General features: G+C 42.8%; 19 protein-coding genes. 4 read left to right on the top strand and 15 right to left on the bottom strand.

What is annotated here, in order from left to right; all coding sequences use genetic code 11:
* The first annotated feature begins 72 nt into the window (after nucleotides 1-72).
* Nucleotides 73-816 (top strand): class I SAM-dependent DNA methyltransferase, encoded by a 744-nt coding sequence (locus AYW75_RS08970; protein ID WP_067098449.1) that lies wholly within the window; start codon nucleotides 73-75, stop codon nucleotides 814-816.
* 25 nt (nucleotides 817-841) lie between these two features.
* Here the strand turns inward: AYW75_RS08970 and AYW75_RS08965 are convergent, their stop codons facing one another.
* Nucleotides 842-1882, bottom strand: a complete 1041-nt coding sequence (locus tag AYW75_RS08965) for a PLP-dependent cysteine synthase family protein (RefSeq protein ID WP_067098439.1) — start codon at nucleotides 1880-1882, stop codon at nucleotides 842-844.
* A 137-nt stretch (nucleotides 1883-2019) separates the two neighbouring features.
* Between AYW75_RS08965 and AYW75_RS08960 the strand changes: the two genes are divergently transcribed.
* Both AYW75_RS08960 and AYW75_RS08955 read left to right on the top strand, forming a co-directional pair.
* Nucleotides 2020-2487 carry an Lrp/AsnC family transcriptional regulator gene (locus AYW75_RS08960; RefSeq protein ID WP_067098437.1) on the top strand — a complete coding sequence of 156 codons (468 nt, stop codon included), beginning with the start codon at nucleotides 2020-2022 and terminating at the stop codon, nucleotides 2485-2487.
* Nucleotides 2488-2538: 51 nt separating this feature from the next.
* Nucleotides 2539-2970 carry a DUF3010 family protein gene (locus tag AYW75_RS08955; RefSeq protein ID WP_067098434.1) on the top strand — a complete coding sequence of 144 codons (432 nt, stop codon included), beginning with the start codon at nucleotides 2539-2541 and terminating at the stop codon, nucleotides 2968-2970.
* A gap of 67 nt (nucleotides 2971-3037) precedes the next feature.
* Here the strand turns inward: AYW75_RS08955 and AYW75_RS08950 are convergent, their stop codons facing one another.
* Entirely contained in the window at nucleotides 3038-4240 is a 1203-nt protein-coding gene (locus AYW75_RS08950; protein WP_067098431.1) for an MFS transporter, read from the bottom strand.
* 146 nt (nucleotides 4241-4386) lie between these two features.
* On the opposite strand from AYW75_RS08950, the gene AYW75_RS08945 reads away from it, so the two are divergent.
* Nucleotides 4387-5244, top strand: a complete 858-nt coding sequence (locus AYW75_RS08945) for a LysR family transcriptional regulator (RefSeq protein ID WP_067098428.1) — start codon at nucleotides 4387-4389, stop codon at nucleotides 5242-5244.
* Nucleotides 5245-5359: 115 nt separating this feature from the next.
* On the opposite strand, the gene AYW75_RS08940 is transcribed toward AYW75_RS08945, so the two are convergent.
* The 13 genes from AYW75_RS08940 to AYW75_RS08880 form a co-directional block, all read right to left on the bottom strand.
* Nucleotides 5360-5626 (bottom strand): hypothetical protein, encoded by a 267-nt coding sequence (locus AYW75_RS08940; RefSeq protein WP_067098426.1) that lies wholly within the window; start codon nucleotides 5624-5626, stop codon nucleotides 5360-5362.
* A 54-nt stretch (nucleotides 5627-5680) separates the two neighbouring features.
* Nucleotides 5681-5941 (bottom strand): hypothetical protein, encoded by a 261-nt coding sequence (locus tag AYW75_RS08935; protein ID WP_067098423.1) that lies wholly within the window; start codon nucleotides 5939-5941, stop codon nucleotides 5681-5683.
* Between the two features lie 441 nt (nucleotides 5942-6382).
* Nucleotides 6383-7654 carry a translesion error-prone DNA polymerase V subunit UmuC gene (gene umuC, locus AYW75_RS08930; RefSeq protein WP_067098420.1) on the bottom strand — a complete coding sequence of 424 codons (1272 nt, stop codon included), beginning with the start codon at nucleotides 7652-7654 and terminating at the stop codon, nucleotides 6383-6385.
* A complete protein-coding gene (gene umuD / locus AYW75_RS08925; RefSeq protein WP_067098417.1) occupies nucleotides 7651-8094 on the bottom strand; it encodes a translesion error-prone DNA polymerase V autoproteolytic subunit in 444 nt (147 codons plus the stop codon). Before umuD ends, umuC begins: the two co-directional genes overlap by 4 nt.
* Nucleotides 8095-8260: 166 nt before the next feature.
* On the bottom strand, nucleotides 8261-8530 hold the full coding sequence (locus AYW75_RS08920) for a hypothetical protein (RefSeq protein WP_067098414.1): 270 nt from the start codon (nucleotides 8528-8530) through the stop codon (nucleotides 8261-8263).
* 468 nt (nucleotides 8531-8998) lie between these two features.
* Entirely contained in the window at nucleotides 8999-9898 is a 900-nt protein-coding gene (locus AYW75_RS08915) for a prenyltransferase (RefSeq protein ID WP_067098412.1), read from the bottom strand.
* A 139-nt stretch (nucleotides 9899-10037) separates the two neighbouring features.
* A complete protein-coding gene (locus tag AYW75_RS08910) occupies nucleotides 10038-11723 on the bottom strand; it encodes a SulP family inorganic anion transporter (RefSeq protein ID WP_067098410.1) in 1686 nt (561 codons plus the stop codon).
* A gap of 70 nt (nucleotides 11724-11793) precedes the next feature.
* On the bottom strand, nucleotides 11794-12483 hold the full coding sequence (locus tag AYW75_RS08905; protein WP_067098408.1) for a pseudouridine synthase: 690 nt from the start codon (nucleotides 12481-12483) through the stop codon (nucleotides 11794-11796).
* 423 nt (nucleotides 12484-12906) lie between these two features.
* Nucleotides 12907-14397 (bottom strand): methyl-accepting chemotaxis protein, encoded by a 1491-nt coding sequence (locus AYW75_RS08900; protein ID WP_082856456.1) that lies wholly within the window; start codon nucleotides 14395-14397, stop codon nucleotides 12907-12909.
* 99 nt (nucleotides 14398-14496) lie between these two features.
* Entirely contained in the window at nucleotides 14497-15294 is a 798-nt protein-coding gene (locus AYW75_RS08895) for a LytR/AlgR family response regulator transcription factor (RefSeq protein ID WP_231886174.1), read from the bottom strand.
* Entirely contained in the window at nucleotides 15281-16402 is a 1122-nt protein-coding gene (locus AYW75_RS08890) for a sensor histidine kinase (protein WP_067098405.1), read from the bottom strand. The genes AYW75_RS08895 and AYW75_RS08890 overlap by 14 nt, the downstream gene beginning before the upstream one ends.
* Nucleotides 16395-17081, bottom strand: a complete 687-nt coding sequence (locus tag AYW75_RS08885; protein ID WP_067098402.1) for a hypothetical protein — start codon at nucleotides 17079-17081, stop codon at nucleotides 16395-16397. The genes AYW75_RS08890 and AYW75_RS08885 overlap by 8 nt, the downstream gene beginning before the upstream one ends.
* Entirely contained in the window at nucleotides 17071-17823 is a 753-nt protein-coding gene (locus tag AYW75_RS08880; RefSeq protein ID WP_067098399.1) for a MipA/OmpV family protein, read from the bottom strand. Before AYW75_RS08880 ends, AYW75_RS08885 begins: the two co-directional genes overlap by 11 nt.
* Nucleotides 17824-17927: the final 104 nt, after the last annotated feature.

Here is a 17927-nt window from a genome sequence, read left to right as displayed (position 1 = left end):
ATTTTCTAAGTGGATTTAGCCTATTTTCGACGCTATGATGCACGACCTTTTTCTTCTCCCAGAGCTGCCAATATGTCTGAAACGGTTTTGTATACTGACTTGTCAGCTTACTATGACTTAATGTGTGCCGATATTAATTACCAAGCACAAAGTGATTGTGTCCACCGCCTCCATCAAATCTTTGGTAATAAAGGCGTATCTCATCTCGATATTGGATGTGGTACTGGCCCTCATATCCGACATTTTTTAGATCACGGTTACCAATGCCAAGGTCTAGATCTGAACCAGCCAATGCTTGATCAGGCGCAAATCCGTTGCCCAGAAGCCGCTTTCACTTTACAAAATATGTGTGAATTTCGCATTGATCAGCCAGTCGATTTGATTACCTGCTTTTTATATTCAATTCACTACACTGGCGAGCTGCAACCGCTACAACACTGTATTGGTGCAGTCGCTAATGCACTGAATGCGGGCGGGGTATTCTGTTTTAATGCTGTCGACAAAGACCATATCGACAATCAATCTTCTGTTGCACATTCAACACATCAAGATAACAGCTGCTTTGATTTTCGTTCGGGTTGGTATTATGAAGGACAAGGTGATCAACAAAAGCTGCGTCTAAGCATCCGTAAAACAACAGATGAGCACGTGGAATGCTGGCAAGATAGCCATCCGATGGTCGCCATCGACTTTGCGCAACTGACAAAGATGCTCGATCCCTACTTTGAGGTCACTGTTCTGGAGCACAATTACGACACCCTGCAACCATTAGAGGTTAATTCAGGTAACGCATTATTCGTCTGTGTTAAACGCTAAGACAACTATTCTATTAGCGCATTCCTTACGAGCTGAATACACTCAGCTCGTTTAGGTAACGCTCAATATCACCTAATTCGCGCGCCACCCATTCAGGGTTATAGTAGGTGTCCTGATAACGCTCACCACCATCACACATCAAGGTGACAATAGAACCAGCCTCATGATTTGCCTGCATCGCTTTTGCAACCTGTAACACGCCCCAAAGATTGGTGCCTGTAGAAGGCCCAGCTTTGCGCCCAGTTTGTTGTGCTAACCAATGCATCGTTGCCACACTCGCTGCATCGGGCACTTTTAGCATGGCATCAATTACATCCGGCTGAAACGACGCTTCAACCCTAGGACGTCCAATACCTTCTATTCGACTGCCTCGTCCGATGGTGACACTTGAATCTTTGTTTGTATAACCGTCGTAGAATGCTGAGTATTCTGGATCAACAACGACTAACTGTGTGTCTAAGCCTTGATAACGAATATAACGCCCAATCGTTGCTGATGTGCCGCCAGTCCCGGCACTCATTACCACTGTATGCGGCACCGGATGTGGCTCTAATGCCATCTGACCGAACATACTTTCCGCGATGTTATTGCTCCCGCGCCAGTCCGTCGCTCGTTCTGCATAGAGAAACTGATCCATAAAGTGACCTTGTACCTGTTGCGCCACATTAACGGCCTCATCATGCATACGCGTCGCGCAAGTAACAAAATGGCATTGCCCTCCATACTGTTCAATTTGACGAATTTTACTTTGTGCCGTTGAACTAGGCATCACCGCAATAAAGGGTAACCCAAGCATTCTTGCAAAATACGCTTCCGATACGGCTGTACTACCAGACGATGCTTCGACCACAGTCGTGCCTTGCTTTATTTTTCCGTTGCACAGTGCATAGAGAAATAATGAACGTGCCAAACGGTGTTTTAAGCTGCCGGTTGGATGCGTGCTTTCATCTTTCAGGTAAATATCAATGCCTCGAAAGCTTAACCCCTCCAGTTTGATCAAATGCGTATCCGCAGAGCGTTGATAATCCGCATTGATTTTCGCGATGGCATCACTGACCCAGTTCATATAGCTCTCCTCATTGACTGTTTTAGCTGCTTTAAATGTAATCTTTCGGCGAGAAAATGCTTGGCTATTTTTTACCTATAAATGCTATTTTTAAGAAAATTTTACTTCTAAATACACATTAAATAGAAAAAATAACCATGGACAGCATTGATCTAAAAATTCTAGATATTCTACAGCGTGATTGCACTGTCTCCATTCAAGACGTCGCCGAACGGGTCAACCTTTCGACATCACCTTGCTGGAAGCGTATTAAGCGCATGGAAGAACAAGGCATTATCAAATCCCGCGTTGCCTTACTAGACGGTAGTCAGATCAACTTAGGCATCTCCGTTTTTGTTCATATCAAAACTCTACGTCATGATAATGCTTGGCTAACATCCTTTTCAGAGCGCATCTTGAGCTTTGATGAAGTTGTCGACTGCTACCGTATGTCTGGCGAGTGGGACTACTTATTACGCGTTGCCGTAAAAGACATTCATGCCTTTGATACTTTTTATAAAAAGCTCATCAAAGACATTGATGGCTTAAGCAATGTGTCGTCAAGCTTTGCTATGGAAGAAATTAAGCACACAACTTGTCTGCCAATCGATGTTGGGACTTTATGATTACTGACGATGTGCGATAATGCGGCTCAGACATTCAGCTAGGACATTCTTATGGTTACATGTGGTATCGAAATCAAAGGCAGCGAAATCATTCTTTGCCTATTGTCTAAACAAGATGGGTTGTTTCAACTGCCAGACTGCCGTCAGGTGCGCCATGCAATGAAGCACTCCGATGACGCAGAAGCCATGCGTAAATTTCAATTTATGCTGAAGAAGCTGTTTGAAGACTACAAGGTTGAACATGTCGTTATTCGCGAACGCCCTACTAAAGGTAAATTCGCCGGTGGTGCTGTTGGATTCAAAATGGAAGCGGCCGTGCAGCTCATTGATGGCTTAAGCGTTGAGTTAATGAATAACGCTACGATGAAAGAAATCATTAAACAAAACCCACTGCCAATCCATTTCTCTGATACTGGTCTAAAAGCCTTTCAAGAAGGCGCTTTCACAGTGGCGTATGCAGCCCTAAGCAAACAACCAGAGTGATGCTATCGCAATAAAAAAGCCCCGCTAAGAACAACTTAGCGGGGCTTCGTCTTTTTAAATCGATGGTTTAAACAACACCGACTAGAGGTTGCTCATCTACTGGCTTACGATCACTTAAATAAATGTACGCCGCCAACACAAACAGCACACACCCCATTGCAGTGATCAACCAATATACATTCATCAAACTGCCGGTGAATTCATTAATCGCACCCGCGGCCAAGTTACCCAATGCACCACCTAAACCAAAAGCCACCATACCAATACCGTTGATCTGCATGGTTGCTTTTGAACTGTAGTGCTTGCTTACCCAACCGGCAACAATCCCCCAAATTGGGAAGTACATCAAGCCGTAACCCAGTCCCGCTAATAATACAAATCGCGCAGGGTTATAAGTGAAGGCTAACAAACCTAATGCAAAAGCCCCAAAGATGATTAACAGTGCAATGCCATGACCTTTACTATCGGCAAGCTTACCCGCAAAGAAGCCGACAACCATGCCGGTCATACCAATTACACTCCAAGTGTAACCACCTAATGCTGCAGGCAAATTCAGTTCTGCTAAGAACGTATTCAACCAAGTTGAAAACGTCATTGTAGAAAGACCAACTAAGAACAACACCAAACAAGATAGAAATGCAGTACGCTCTTTCAGCACCGTCATAAACAATTGGCGAGACGTCATCGCAAAGGTCACTTCAATATCATGCTCCTCTTTATTTTGACGCATGTGACGTAGTAATGTGATGGTTGCAAATAAAGTAATCAGACCAAACACTGACGCTGCGATCCAACCACTACGCCAACCAAATACCGGCACGACAAGCAGAATTATTAAACCGTTTAAGCTGTAGCCCCATGCAGTACCGCTTGAAGCAATGGATAAATTAGTTGAGGTACGGTCTAAACGGCCATAACTGGTCACCATTTCTACGATACCACCCCAGCTAATCGCCGCACTCGCCGCCATAATCGTCAACACACATGTGATGATCAAAGGATCGTTTAACCATGCCATAGAAAATAGTAAGCAGCTGGTTAAGATTCCCGTACCAATCAAAAGGCGACCTGAATCCATACGGTGACCAATAATGCCGAGAATCATAGCACCCACTAAATACGACAATTGCGTCAGCGCCCCAATGGTTGCTAGATGCCAACTGGTAATGTCAATTGACTCTTGCATCAGCGGCACCAGTGCAGCAAACAAGAACAGACCGAAGCCATGACTAATAACTTGATTAAACCCAAATGTAATCGCCATGCGCATAGCACATTCTCCTACTCTCAAACGATATAATGGAAGCTCAGTAAGTTGCCCATACAACCTATGAGCGCCATATTAGGGGCTTGCTTTTATTCAGTAAATCGATAAATATTCAACTCTACGTTCAACTTTATTGAAAACTAAACACCATGCATGATTTACCTATTAATTTACTGCGAACCTTTATGGTTGTAGCGGATACACTGAATTTAACCGAAGCAGCAAAGCTGCTACACAAGGCACCGTCCACGGTAAGTATGCAGCTGAATCGCCTAGAGGATTTAGTGGAAAATCCATTGATGGAACGGGGTCAGCATGGGGTGAGGCTTACTGCCGTGGGCGTTCAATTAACTACCCATGCGCAGCAGCTATTGAATCTGCATGATCAAATCGTTGGCTCTTTTCAAAATATGGACATTAATGGCGTGGTGCGTCTTGGTACACATGATCAATACGCAAGTCGAACGCTTGCACCGATCTTACAAGACTTTATTTTGAGCTACCCAGAAGCTCAACTTGAAGCTTTTTGTGACTACCGTCCAGATCATTTAGTCGACTTAGTGAATAAAGGTAAACTTGATATAGCGTTGGTTGAAATGGCCGCGGACACAGAAGGCGGTATTCGACTTCGCCGTGACGAATTAGTATGGGTTGGCTCAAAAGACCACTTTGTTCATACGCAGGCAACTTTGCCATTAGTCGTTTTTGACGAAGGCTGCAAGCATCGACATTTTGCTTGTGAAGCGCTAAAAAAAGCAGGAATTTCGTATCGTATTGCGTTTACAAGTCAAAGCCGATCCGGCGTATTAGCTGCTGTTCGTGCAGGCATAGGCATTGCTATTGTGCCTTATCATACATTAGAAGAAGATTTAGTCGTTCACCGAGAGTTTCCAAAACTACCTGATATGGACGTTACGCTATTTATCTCTAATAAAATCAACGAAGCCACTCGACGACTTGAACAAATTATTATCAATAGCCCTGTTTTTAATCCAATGAATAATTAGTTAAGCTTTAGAAGATTTTTTGACCCATAAAAAAGCCCTGATTAATGAACAATCAGGGCTTTTCTTTATTAAGAGCTAAAGGGGAATAAAGCTCTGTTACTTTAGACAATATTAATTATTGAGCACTATGCATATTATATTGGCTTTGTAATGTATCTATCTTTTCTTCATAAGCGTCAACTTTTTGCGATAAAGTTGTCGGACTGTTAAATTCAACATTTGGGTTGGTATCAACGCCCATTGTTTCTAATTGAGCTGATATAGCTTTTGCGTGAGACTGAGCATCTAGATAGTCATCTTGCAAGTTGTTATCACCTGCTGCAAAAGTGGCTGAAGCGGCTAATGTTAATGTTGCAATCATTGCTGGAGTCTTAAAGTTCATGTCGTCACCTTTATGCTTGAAAAAATAATAGTTTAGAAAATTTTAGCTGAGTCATTATTGAGACGTTTCAAGGCTATTTAGTACGCCTTTCAGCTCCATATTCTTTTCTTTTACAGTGTCTAGCTTTTGTGAAGTCGTCATCGGTTCTGCATACAGCTGATCAACTTGATAGCCTTCGGACTCCACTTCGGTTGCCATTGATTCATAACGTGCTTCGGCAATACGGAGATCATCAGTTATGTTGTCGGCAAACGCTGGCGATGTAATGGCAGAGGTTGCTAAAACAGCTGATGTGATTGCGATTAACTTTTTCATGATGAGCCTCCTGTAAGGTCTCTTTATTAAACATTAAACATTAAACGTTTGTACTTTAACTCTCGTTGCGAACAACGTTTCGCGTTTCGATGTAATTAATATTAGAGGTCTTCATGAATTATAAAAGAGTTAAAAAGACCGTTTCAATTTTCCTCCATTAATTTCAGTAAATATGCTGTCTACTACTATTAATGCAAAAATAATGAAAGTAGCTCACCATTCTCTCTTCAAACCAACAGAAGTAAGCAAATAAAGCTCAATTTAATTTTAGTTATAACCGAATTTTAAACGGTCGGTGTACATAGTGTGCGCAATAGCCCTTTATATGCACATATTAAGCTCAACAGAGTACGATTAATTGAGTATAAAACTAAGCAGCTTACTCATTTGAAATCGATTCTTTCGATTACATTCAATCAACTTCTTCGATATAAACCGTGCTTAGCGCACAATCGGCAAATCGGACCATTGCGTCGTGTACGCCGGAGACAAATAATCACGCTTCATTGACCAAGACGTTGCAGTGCCTTGCGCTGCTAGAAAAACCTTACCAAGGCGACTGCGGTTGATGTTATCTATCACCTCCATGAGAGTGTTCGACTCTTTACGCACAGGATCCTCTTGGAACATATCTTGCTGGTAGGCATGATGCTCATAAAAATCTGTCAACATAACCCCAGCCTTTGCATACCGGAAACCTGGACGATAAAGCTTTTCGAATACGTCATAAGCCGCTTTGAGTAAATCACGAGAATCATTCGTTGGATGAGACAGCTCAATGGTCAATGCGTTCGCATAATAAGCATCATTGGGGTTAAACGCTCCAGTCCGTATAAACACTTGCACCACACGTGCTAAACGCTGCTCAACGCGCAGTTTTTCCGCTGCACGTCCCATATATTTAGCAATTGCTTCTTTTAAGGATTCTTTTTCAGTAATCCGTGTGCCAAATGAACGACTGCAGACAATTTGTTGCTTAACCGGCGCCACATCTTCAAATGCTAAGCATGACACGCCATTAAGTTCTTGAACGGTTCGCTCAAGTACAACTGAGAATTCGCTTCGAATGACTTTAGAACTGGCATCGGCTAAATCCAATGCCGTGAAAATTCCTCGTTCATATAGGCGCTTACTTAAACGTCGACCGACCCCCCAAACCTCAGATACATCAAGCAACGCCAATAATCGTCGCTGACGATCACGCTCCATTAAGTTAACCACCGAACCTGTCGCAGGATAAGTTTTTGCTGCGTGATTGGCAAGTTTAGCCAACGTTTTAGTAGGTGCAATGCCCACCCCTACGGTAATGCCTGAACATTGATCAACTTTGGCTTTGAGATGTTGCCCAAAACTTAAAATATCTACACAGCCATCTAATCCTGTTAAGTCCAGAAAGGCCTCGTCAATTGAATAAATTTCGACGTGTGGCACTTCTTCTTCCAGTAAAGACATTACACGCTGAGACAAGTCAGCATACAGTGCATAGTTCGAAGAGAAGCACACGATGCTATGCTGCTCAATCTGATCACGTATTTGAAACACGGGCACGCCCATTTTAATGCCCAACGCCTTTACTTCTTTTGAACGTGCAACAACACAGCCATCATTGTTTGATAGCACAACCACCGGTCGATATTTTAAATCAGGACGAAAAAGTTTTTCACAACTGGCGTAAAAGTTATTACAGTCTACTAGGGCGAAAATGGAGCTCATTGCTGCAACCTGCGCACTACCCCCGTCACAACGCCAAATATTTCCAACTCGGAATGCTCTGAAATCGGGATCACGGGATACGCTTTATTATGAGGGCGCAAAACCGTTGTCGGTTTTAGCTGCAACTCTTTAACGGTTAACTCACCATGAATCGAGGCAATCACAATATCGCTGTGTTTGGCACTTAAAGATCGGTCAACGATTAACACGTCTCCCGAATGAATGCCCGCTTCAATCATAGAGTCACCTTGCGCCCGTACAAAAAAAGTCGAACTAGGGTGCTGAATACATAATTCGTTCAAATCCAGAGAACGCTCAACAAAATCTTGAGCAGGGGATGGAAAACCAGCAGACACAGATTCTACATAGAACGGAATAGACATCTGTTTCGTTGCAAGAAAAGCGGCCGACTCCGCAGAACCAAGGTATGTCACACGCATAGCGACTCCAATACTGTATATTTATACAGCATTATAGCTCAGTTTTTAGAAAGTCCTACCTACTTTTAACGTTTAAATACAACAAAACCCCGATAAGCTGAGCTCATCGGGGTTTTGTTGATCGGGGTTAAAGGGGGGATCCCGATATTTAAAACATCACTTTGACTTATTGAGCGGCGCGAGCTGACTCAAATTGACCTTGAAGATCAGAAATTTTGTCGTGGTAAGCTTCAACTTTTTGCGACAACGTCACTGGCGAGTTGAAATCAATTGTTGCATCAGCGTCTACACCCATTGTGTCTAATTGAGCAGACAGTGCTTTAGCATGCGCTTGGGCATCTAGGTAGTCGTCTTGTAAGTTGTTGTCGCTTGCTGCGAAAGAAGCAGTAGCTGAAAGAGTAAGAGCTGCGATAAGTGCTGGAGTCTTGAAGTTCATAATATTCACCTTTAAGTTGTTAAGCTGCGGGCTTAATTAGATGTCCGCTGCGTTTCGATAAGATTAATACTAGCCTTCTGTGAAAATAAAAAAAGATCTCAGCAGCGCGTTCCAAAATGCTTCCTATAAACCTGTAAAAACGTCTTAATCAACACTAAACGCATCAATCAAGGAGCGACGTTCTCAGTTGCGCCTAATTGCCCCAAACAGGGAAGCAATATTCATCAGGTACAGTAGAAAACGTTCTTAGCAAGTAAACTTTCTCTGACATTATGCAAAACCATGACAACACCTCATGCACAATAGGTTCTTAAAAACGTAATGCTTAATAAAAAACAACCCATCACTTACGCAATTGAAATCGAATAACTGCATCATCATTGATCAAATAAATCGATCCATTCTAGAAAACAAGCTGAGCCAAGGGCAAAAACATGACCACAACTTTAATAGAGGAGAGCTAATTGACTATCCCAGCAATAGAGTCGCCCCAAAAAGAACAGGAGTAGCCAACGTAATCAACACATTACGCCCTAAGAAAGGTAACCATGTCTCTGCGCTTTTTCGTAAGCGGGGCTTTAAGCCTGTCACTATCGTTACGGCCACCAATAACGGTATCAAAACCAATAATGACAACCACGGTAATAACCCCATCACGCACCCTATCACTATGACCAGCGCGGCGACCAAAACCCCCAAACTGTAGAGTGCTAAGCCCGCTGTTTTACCGTATGCAATCGGAATATGATGTCGGCCGCAAGCACGATCAGCGTCTATATCAGGAAACTGATTTAACAGCAGTAGATTATTTGCCAACATAAAAGGTATCAGTGAGGTGACGATCGCTAAGGTATCCAATTGCCCAGTAAGCGAAACATGCGTACCAATTACCATAACAGGACCAAACCCTAATCCCGGTGCTAACCAACACAGTAGTGGGGAGCGGTTTATCCATGGCGTATACCCTACTACAAGCACTAAGCCGATCCCCCCTATCCACATTAACAGCTCTCCTCGTAACCATACGAAGTACAAACCGATAAAAACCGTCAGGAATAATGTCACCCATGCCATGATGAGTACACTTTTAAGAGCATCCGGGTTTTGAACTAAGCCACCGCTGCCACCGCTAAATGGCGTACGCTCAGTTTTCAAATCTAAGCCTGAGCGAAAATCCATGTATTCGTTAAAAGCATTCACACTCACATGAGCGAACAACGCCGCCACTACGGTTAATACTATGTGCAATAATTGGATGTCTGGGTGACTTACATAGGCAGTGCTAACCCCTAAAAAGACGCTCACAGGTGCCAAGATAAGAAACGGGATACGCGCTGATTTCATCAAGGTTGGAAGCTTAGCACTCATTCAATCATCTCTTTATGGATTCACTGTAGACATTAGAACAGATCAAAATACGATAGCAGTCTTCCGATACCTGTCCTATGTCAAAGCCGTAGAACATAGAGCTAGATCAGTGTTTATAGAATCCAACATATCGGCACATTCATGAACGAGTGCGCACTTTATAAGCTTCAACAACATCGGAAACGGATTGATAGTAAGCGTCTTCGCCCACCTGTTCGGTAATTCCAGAACGATCCAATTCTTCGCGAACCCGATCCGACACTTCTGCAAACACAAGCCTTACGTGACGTTTTTGTAATTCGTCGGCAAGAGTGAGCAAGGTTTTTGCCGAGGTATAATCCACATCATCCACCGCATTTGCTTCAATGCAAAACCAATCTAATGCAGGTCGAGCACTGTTCACTAAGTACAAGACCTCTCGACTCATCAACGCCGCGTTGGCGTAATACATCCCATGAGTGAAGCGGTACACCTGTAGCCCCGGCATCAGTTGAGCATTATTGTTAAGCGGAACCCCACGCCAACGACCATGACCATTGGGTACAATGACACTGTTCACCGGCCGATAACCATGGCGAGTATGTACCAGAAGAGACAAGGCAATGGCAGCCAAAATACCCAGTTCAACCCCTAAAACGACAACGGCTATCATCGTAGTCAACGCCACCCAAAATTCCCAACGGCGCTCATACCACACATCTCGAAGTCCTTTAATATCGATCAACTCAATACCAATCAAAAACACAATCGTCGCCAGCGTAGCATGAGGCAAATACGCTAAAGGCTCCGTTAGAAACAACAGCACCATCACAACCAATGCCACTGTGATTAAATGAGACCATTGACTACGGCCTCCAGCACTGTCCAGCATTTGAGTTTTGGTTGGACTGCCATTGACCACAAACGCACCGGATAAACCCGCGCCTAAGTTGGCCATACCAAGGCCAATCAAATCAGCATTATCATCGACTGTTTCTTGATGGCGTGCAGCATAGGCACGAGAGGTAGCAGAGCTTTGCGCAATAATCACCATAAACATGGCAAACGCGGTTGGAATCAGCTGTGTAAACTGCTCCCAAGTTAACGTAAACACAGGGAGTTGGAGCGAAGGTAAACCACTTGGCACGGCCCCTACCAATGCTAAACCATATACATGTAGATCCAATAACCAACTAATGGCCATTGCGCCGATTACAGCGAGTAACGCACCAGGTATTCGTCGTGACCATAAACGCATCCCAACCACCAAAATAAGCGTTAATAAAGACACAACCAGCGTGTAGATATTCAAGCTCTGCAATGCCGGCCAATGCAACACTAGGTGTGCTAACGAGCTAACCCCCTCATACTCAATACCCAGCATTCCCGATACTTGGCTTAAGGAGACTTGTATACCAACACCACTAAGAAAGCCGATCAATACGGTGCGCGATAAGAAATTGGCTAACACGCCTAAGTTGAGTAAGCGTGCAATAAGCAACATCGCACTGACCAACAACGCCAGAGTTCCAGCCATGGCCATGTAATCATCCGAACCAGCCAAAGCCATACCTGCTAATGCCGTGGCTAACATCGCTGCGGTAGCTGAATCAGCACCGACCACCAGTTGTCTCGATGCCCCAAATACTGCGAATAACAACATAGGCAGCAGCATGGTATACAACCCAGTCACTACCGGCACTCCTGCAATTTGCGTATAACCCATCACTTCAGGAATAGCGAGTGCGGCCAATGTTAGGCCCGCAATGACTTCTTGCGTAAAACGGGTTTTAGACAAAGGCAGTAGCCCTTGGAATAGGCGGTAACGCTGACGTCCGATGGTCATGTATCGACTCTATATAGAATTGTCAGTATATCTTTGCGAGATAGTGAGGAAGAGTCAATTAATCAATAACTTAACGAGCAAAAGATTGCACTTCATCAACGGTTAAATAGCGCCAGTCAGATTCAGGGACATCGAGTACGACATCACCAATGCGCTCACGATGCAAACCAACTACTCGATTACCCACCGCAGCAAACATACGTTTTACCTGATGGAACTTGCCTTCAGTTAAGGTTAAACGTACTTCAGTTGACGTGATTACCTCTAACTGCGCTGGTAATGTCGCAGCTGATTCACCTTGCAGTCGAATCCCCTCAGTAAAACGCTGCGCTACATCGTCCGCAATGGGGCGTGATAACAAAACATGATAGACCTTACTACAGCCTCGATTCGGCTGTGTAATATGAAATGACCAGCGGCCATCATCCGTAATCAACACAAGCCCTGTCGTGTCCGCATCCAAGCGGCCGGCAATATGCAGCTCATTTGGTTTGTCGACTGACAAATGTTGGAACACCGAGGGATACGCTTCATCGATATTGGAACACACTGTGCCTGCGGGTTTATGCATCATGATGTAACGAAAAGAACGAGCAACCAGCCGCTCGCCTAGCAGTCGTACATCATTATTTTCATGGACTTGAGTTGCTTCCAGCACAACAGGCTCACCATTAACCGTCACCCTGCCCTGCTGAATATAATGAATCGCCTCAGTTTTTGTGAGTTCAGTACTTTTGCAGACAAATTTATCCAAGCGCATGAGCAAGCAACGTGACTATTAAATTGGCATCGTATTATGAAGGGCCCATTTTAAACTGCAAGCTGTCTGGGCTACTTTAAGACCAACAGCTAAGGAATATGCGAATAAGTCACACCTTTAAAGCATATAAAAATATAATTTAATTTCAATAGAATAGAGAAGCTAATTTTCTCTTTAAATGACTTGTTCGCATTATCCCTAAGCAAACCATGGACAAGTTGAGTCTAATTATCTTTAACTTCAAACAGGTGCCTTAATGAGAATAAAACTTTATATTTTATAACTTTCTTAACCCTAAGCAGGATGAATTAATAATTTTTAATCAATTAATCCCTCGCACTTAGGATTACCTAATAAAAACGAATCGCGCTAGCAAAAAAAGCAATTTCATAAAAACTGTAACAGATGAAATATCCATTGAGATTAAATTTTAAATGAGGTGGCTTTTTCCTCGTACTCCTGTGTCACTTTGTGAATATCGTGACTGCTTTGCGTTAGTTTTTTCATTAACTCTGATAGAAGCTGAATAGTTTGAGCGTCGTCGCTCACTTTTTCGCTGATCATAGCTACAACTCTATCTTGTTCAGATGTGCTTTCTGCAACGGATCGACTATTGATTGCAACTTGACTAACATCTTCGGCTCTTTTTTGTAGACCATTAGAAATGCTCAACGCGTGCTCTACATTAATATTGGTTCTTTCCTGACCTGATGCCATAAAACTCACTGTTTTATCCACGCTGATATTCAATCTTTCCAGTACTTTTTCAATGTCGTCTGTAGCATCGCCAGAACGTTTAGCAAGCGTTCTTACTTCATCGGCAACAACGGCAAAACCTCGGCCTGTCTCACCAGCTCTAGCCGCTTCAATAGCTGCATTTAATGCAAGCAAATTAGTTTGCTCGGAAATACTACGAATAGACTGCAAAAGCTGAGTAACTGCGTCTACTTCAGAGGTAAGAGCTTGAAGCGAATCTGAAATGGATATGGTGTCTTGGGACAGCAATTCCATGTCTTGAATAATAATGAGAGCTTGTTGTCTGTCACTTATTATGTCTTGCTCTAACTGATGAACAATGTCAGCTGACTGCAAACTGCTATCAGATACTGACTTCATGGATTGAGAGACTTCTTCAGTCGCTGATGCGGTGTCCAGAGACCGACGTTTGCTTTCTTCAACACTGGTGCTGGCTTTGTCGGTACTGGAGTTTATTTGCTCGCTTGCGTTTACCAACACTTTAGCAATTTTTTGATAGTCACTAAACAAGGAGGACAACTTGCCTAATAAATTGTTAAAAGCAATTTCAGCACTGGAAGTCGGTTTTTCAATGCGAAGGGACAAATCGTTTTGATTCGAAATCCGTTCAATAGCTATGGATATATTACGGTTTGCCTTAGATTCTTTTGTCATCAGATGAGCCATGTAGATTAGAATACCTGCTTCTGATGCTGCGAATACACAATGAACAATCATAATACCCATATTGTGATGTCCTGTGAATATCATAATAGGCATGTCACCAATATGAACACCTGCCATTTGTACATACATAAAGCTAATGTGGTATAAGGCTGTAGTGGTAAGCGCAGCGACTATAGGCTGCCATTTTTGATATATAAGGAGCACCGCCATCGAAGCAAAGATATGGAAATGCATTTCAGCGAGCCCCAGTTGACTTTGAATAAGAGATGATGAAACAAACATCATCAGAATAGCTGCGAAAACAGAAAAACCTAGAGTGCCTTTACACAGGATATAAATTGCGTTGGTAGCAATAATTAAAATCACTGCCACTACCACAGAGAACAAAAAAAGGTTTTCCCCCAAAAGCCCACTGAGTACCAATATTGGCGCCTGTGCCATCAATGCCCGATATACAAATAAATCGTTTTTAACAGTACTCTGTTCTTTCATTTTTACCCCACTGAAATAATAAAAACATCAAGATTGCAGTCTATGCCCTATAAATTCTATTTCACTTACTAGCACCTTCCCTAATGTTCACATATGATTCTACATTTGTTTAAACAGTTGGGTGTTATTACGACTCACAGGAAGAACACGTTCCAAGTCTTTAATTAAGACAAAGTAGTGCCCTTGATCATCTTTTTTGACGCACTCAATACAACTAACTTGAACAATAGCTGATCGATGTATTCGCCAAAATTTATCTGGATTTAGCTCATCTACCAATTGTTTAATCGTTTTACGAATAAGAAACTCACCATCGGCGGTGATCACAGAGGTATATTTATCTTCCGCAATAAAACAAAAAACATCTCTAACTTTGATGACATGAATGCTGTCTCCTCGTGAAGCATTTATCCATGAAAGGGTATGTGCATTTTCAGTTGGAGGTAACAATCGCGTCAGCTGATCTGAATCAAGCTCGTACTTGATGGTTGTTTGAGAGCGATTTTTTAGGCGTTTAACACATTCATAAAGTCGTTTTTCCTCAATGGGCTTTAGTAAATAGTCTAGTGCCTCATGTTCAAATGCAGCTACTGCGTGTTCATCATAAGCTGTCACAAAGACTAAATGCCCACTAAAGCCACTTTCTCTAAGCTTTTTAGCGGCTTCAATGCCACTAATACCTGGCATCTTAATATCCATAAAAATAGTATGGATATCAATTTCCTGAGCCATACTAATCGCTTCTAACCCTGAGCCTACAGTAATAACTTGATCAATATCTTCCCAAAGCTCTTGCAGCAATCTTTGCAAATGAAACCGCAATAATGGTTCGTCATCAACGACCATGACACACATAGAAGACGCATGTCCTGAGTTGGTTAGATTAGCGCTGGCCATGTACGCCTCCTGAAGAATGCAAATCACCCACCGCTGTATCGTTGAAGATAGGCCAACTTAAAGTGACTAAACAGCCATCGATATGCTGCTTCTCATTGTAGACATTACGAATTGAAAAATTCGACTTATCACCATAAATAAGTTGTAAACGCTGACGAATATTTTTCAACGCAATACCATGACGAGTGTCTGTCTCACTAGTTTGATTCCAGTTAGGCTTCAGCCCTAGACCAGTATCTAAAATAGTCACGTAACAGGTGCTTGCATCCACTGATACTTTTACATCTATATCCCCACCTTCCAGACCTGGCTCAATACCATGAACAACGGCGTTTTCAACCAATGGTTGTAGCAAAAAAGGGGGGCACTCAACGGCACTAATATCACCTTCTTTTTGTATCTGAAAAGTTAATCTTTCTCCCATTCGGACTTTCTGTATAGACAGGTATGAGGCTACTAAATCAAGCTCTTCTGTTAGCGTAATACGCGGTTGTTTCACTTTGCTCATAGATACTCTCAACAAACTTGTTAAGTCATCTAACATTTTCTGAGCATCATGCGGACGAATATGAATCAACACCTGAATATTGGCCAACGTATTAAACAAAAAATGAGGTTCTATTTGAGATTGCAATACCTGATAGTTGGACTCAGCCAACTGCTTTTCTTGCAAAAGCGATTTCATCTTCTGTTTTTGGAGCTCTCTTTCTTTACGACTCAACCGGTACGCATTATAAAATATATACGTAACCAGCATACTGAACACAACTTTCAGCAATAAGTCCGACCAAGAAGCGTCTAGAACCGCCTGAAAGGAGTCGTATATCTGATAAAATAAGTACGCCATACCAATGACGAAACCGCCCAAATACCCCAAAACCGCCGCGGTGCGAACAGATATACGATCTTTCAGATAATAAATGCTAAGACGTATACTAGATAGGCAAGCCACACCAAAAACCAGTGAGATTTGCAATGTCATCCAAAACTCACCCGCTTCGGTAATCCAGATCACCACAGCGATCAAACTACAGTAAAATATGAGCGTCATACTGTCTTTTAATAGTTCATGCCGTTGCCAGAAACTGGCAAAAGGGGCTTTAAACATAACGCTTACTCGTATGTTTAATCATTAATGCACCTGTTATTAAAAACCAAACAATGCAGCCTAGGCCAAAGACTCCTCCCAACATGGACAACCCTGGAGCAGAAGAAAGCACACCTATAGAGCCAATGATAAACGCCAAAACTTTTAAACCTAACCCATATATATCAAATGAAATAAGTGCTGCACCCAATGTCAACATCCATACGCCGCCCACTATCTCATTCCCACCGCCAAGACCATCGATCAGCATTTGTAAGACATACCACAAATACATGGCCGAGCTGCTATCGAAACTGACAATCTGCAAAATCATAGTGTTCCCTACATTCGCTAACATCCCTGTCGTAATCGTTAAACCAACCCAAAGATAGCCCAATACAGCACAAGCCTGCTGCATACCACCTATTTTTAGGTAGGGCTGCACCCCTATTTGATAACCTAAAAGCGCCAACCCAAACACAATATAAATGATGAAATACCATCCATAAAGCAGTAACGCATGCTCAGCCATAATACGAACTTGCGACGCGAAAGGCTCGTTTATGTCGCCAAAGCGATACTCCATTAAAAAGCAAACATAAACCAACATCCCAAATAGGAAACAAAGACCTGCGATGATGCTGCAATATCCACCAATCATTACTTTTTGATCTTGGCTTTTTAGCCTATTAAAACGCATAAAAAACCGTCATAGCACCGCTCCAATAGCCTGATTCCTTCACGATTGTGCTGTCACTGATGCCATCACCTAAATAATCATAGGCAACACTTGTCGCCACATGCCACTGATCTGTCATTGGGTACACGTGAGTCATGGATACATTGGCGTTGGTACTCGCTTTTCCTTTGTAAGCGCTAAAAGAAGAGTTGGCTTCAACAGTGCGAACACCATAGTAATAATCAACCAAATCATCAGACTGATATTGAATAGCCGCCGCAGGGATCAATGAACCGAATGTTGTTTCTATTCGTTTCGACAACATCAGTTTAGCCTCATAACCGTCATGAGTATCCGACACATCCATGGACACTGCTCCAGTAATGTCAATGAACGGCGCAAAGTGTGTCCAATGCAACGCAAGCTCAGTCGCATCCTCCCGCTTACCTAAGTGAGCAAGTTGTTTATTATCATCACGGTCAATAACTGACCCTCGCATTAAAAACAATGCACTGAGCTGATCACTTTCGCCTACATTAGTTGTTATTCCGACCCCTTCAGGGCTTGCCACAAACATGCCGTATTTTAGATTAAGATACGGATGAAGCTCAGCTTCATTCTCTTCACCTATTACATGGTTTTGCTGTCCTGACAGCGTTAAACCAAGATCCGCATCAAACTCTGCCGCTTCGACAAAACACGCTAGAGGCGCAACGGTAAGTACACATACCCTGATCGCACGAGTCATATTTAAAAACATCATTATTCTATCTATCTCACAGTTTAAAAGGGAACGCCTTAATCAGCGTGGAACCAATGTCCCACACAACTGCCTTTGAAAATTGCGGATATGATGAACGGTTAAAT

Source organism: Marinomonas atlantica, assembly GCF_001639725.1.
GTDB classification, from domain to species: Bacteria; Pseudomonadota; Gammaproteobacteria; order Pseudomonadales; family Marinomonadaceae; genus Marinomonas; species Marinomonas atlantica.
This window is presented reverse-complemented; position numbering and strand designations above follow the sequence as displayed.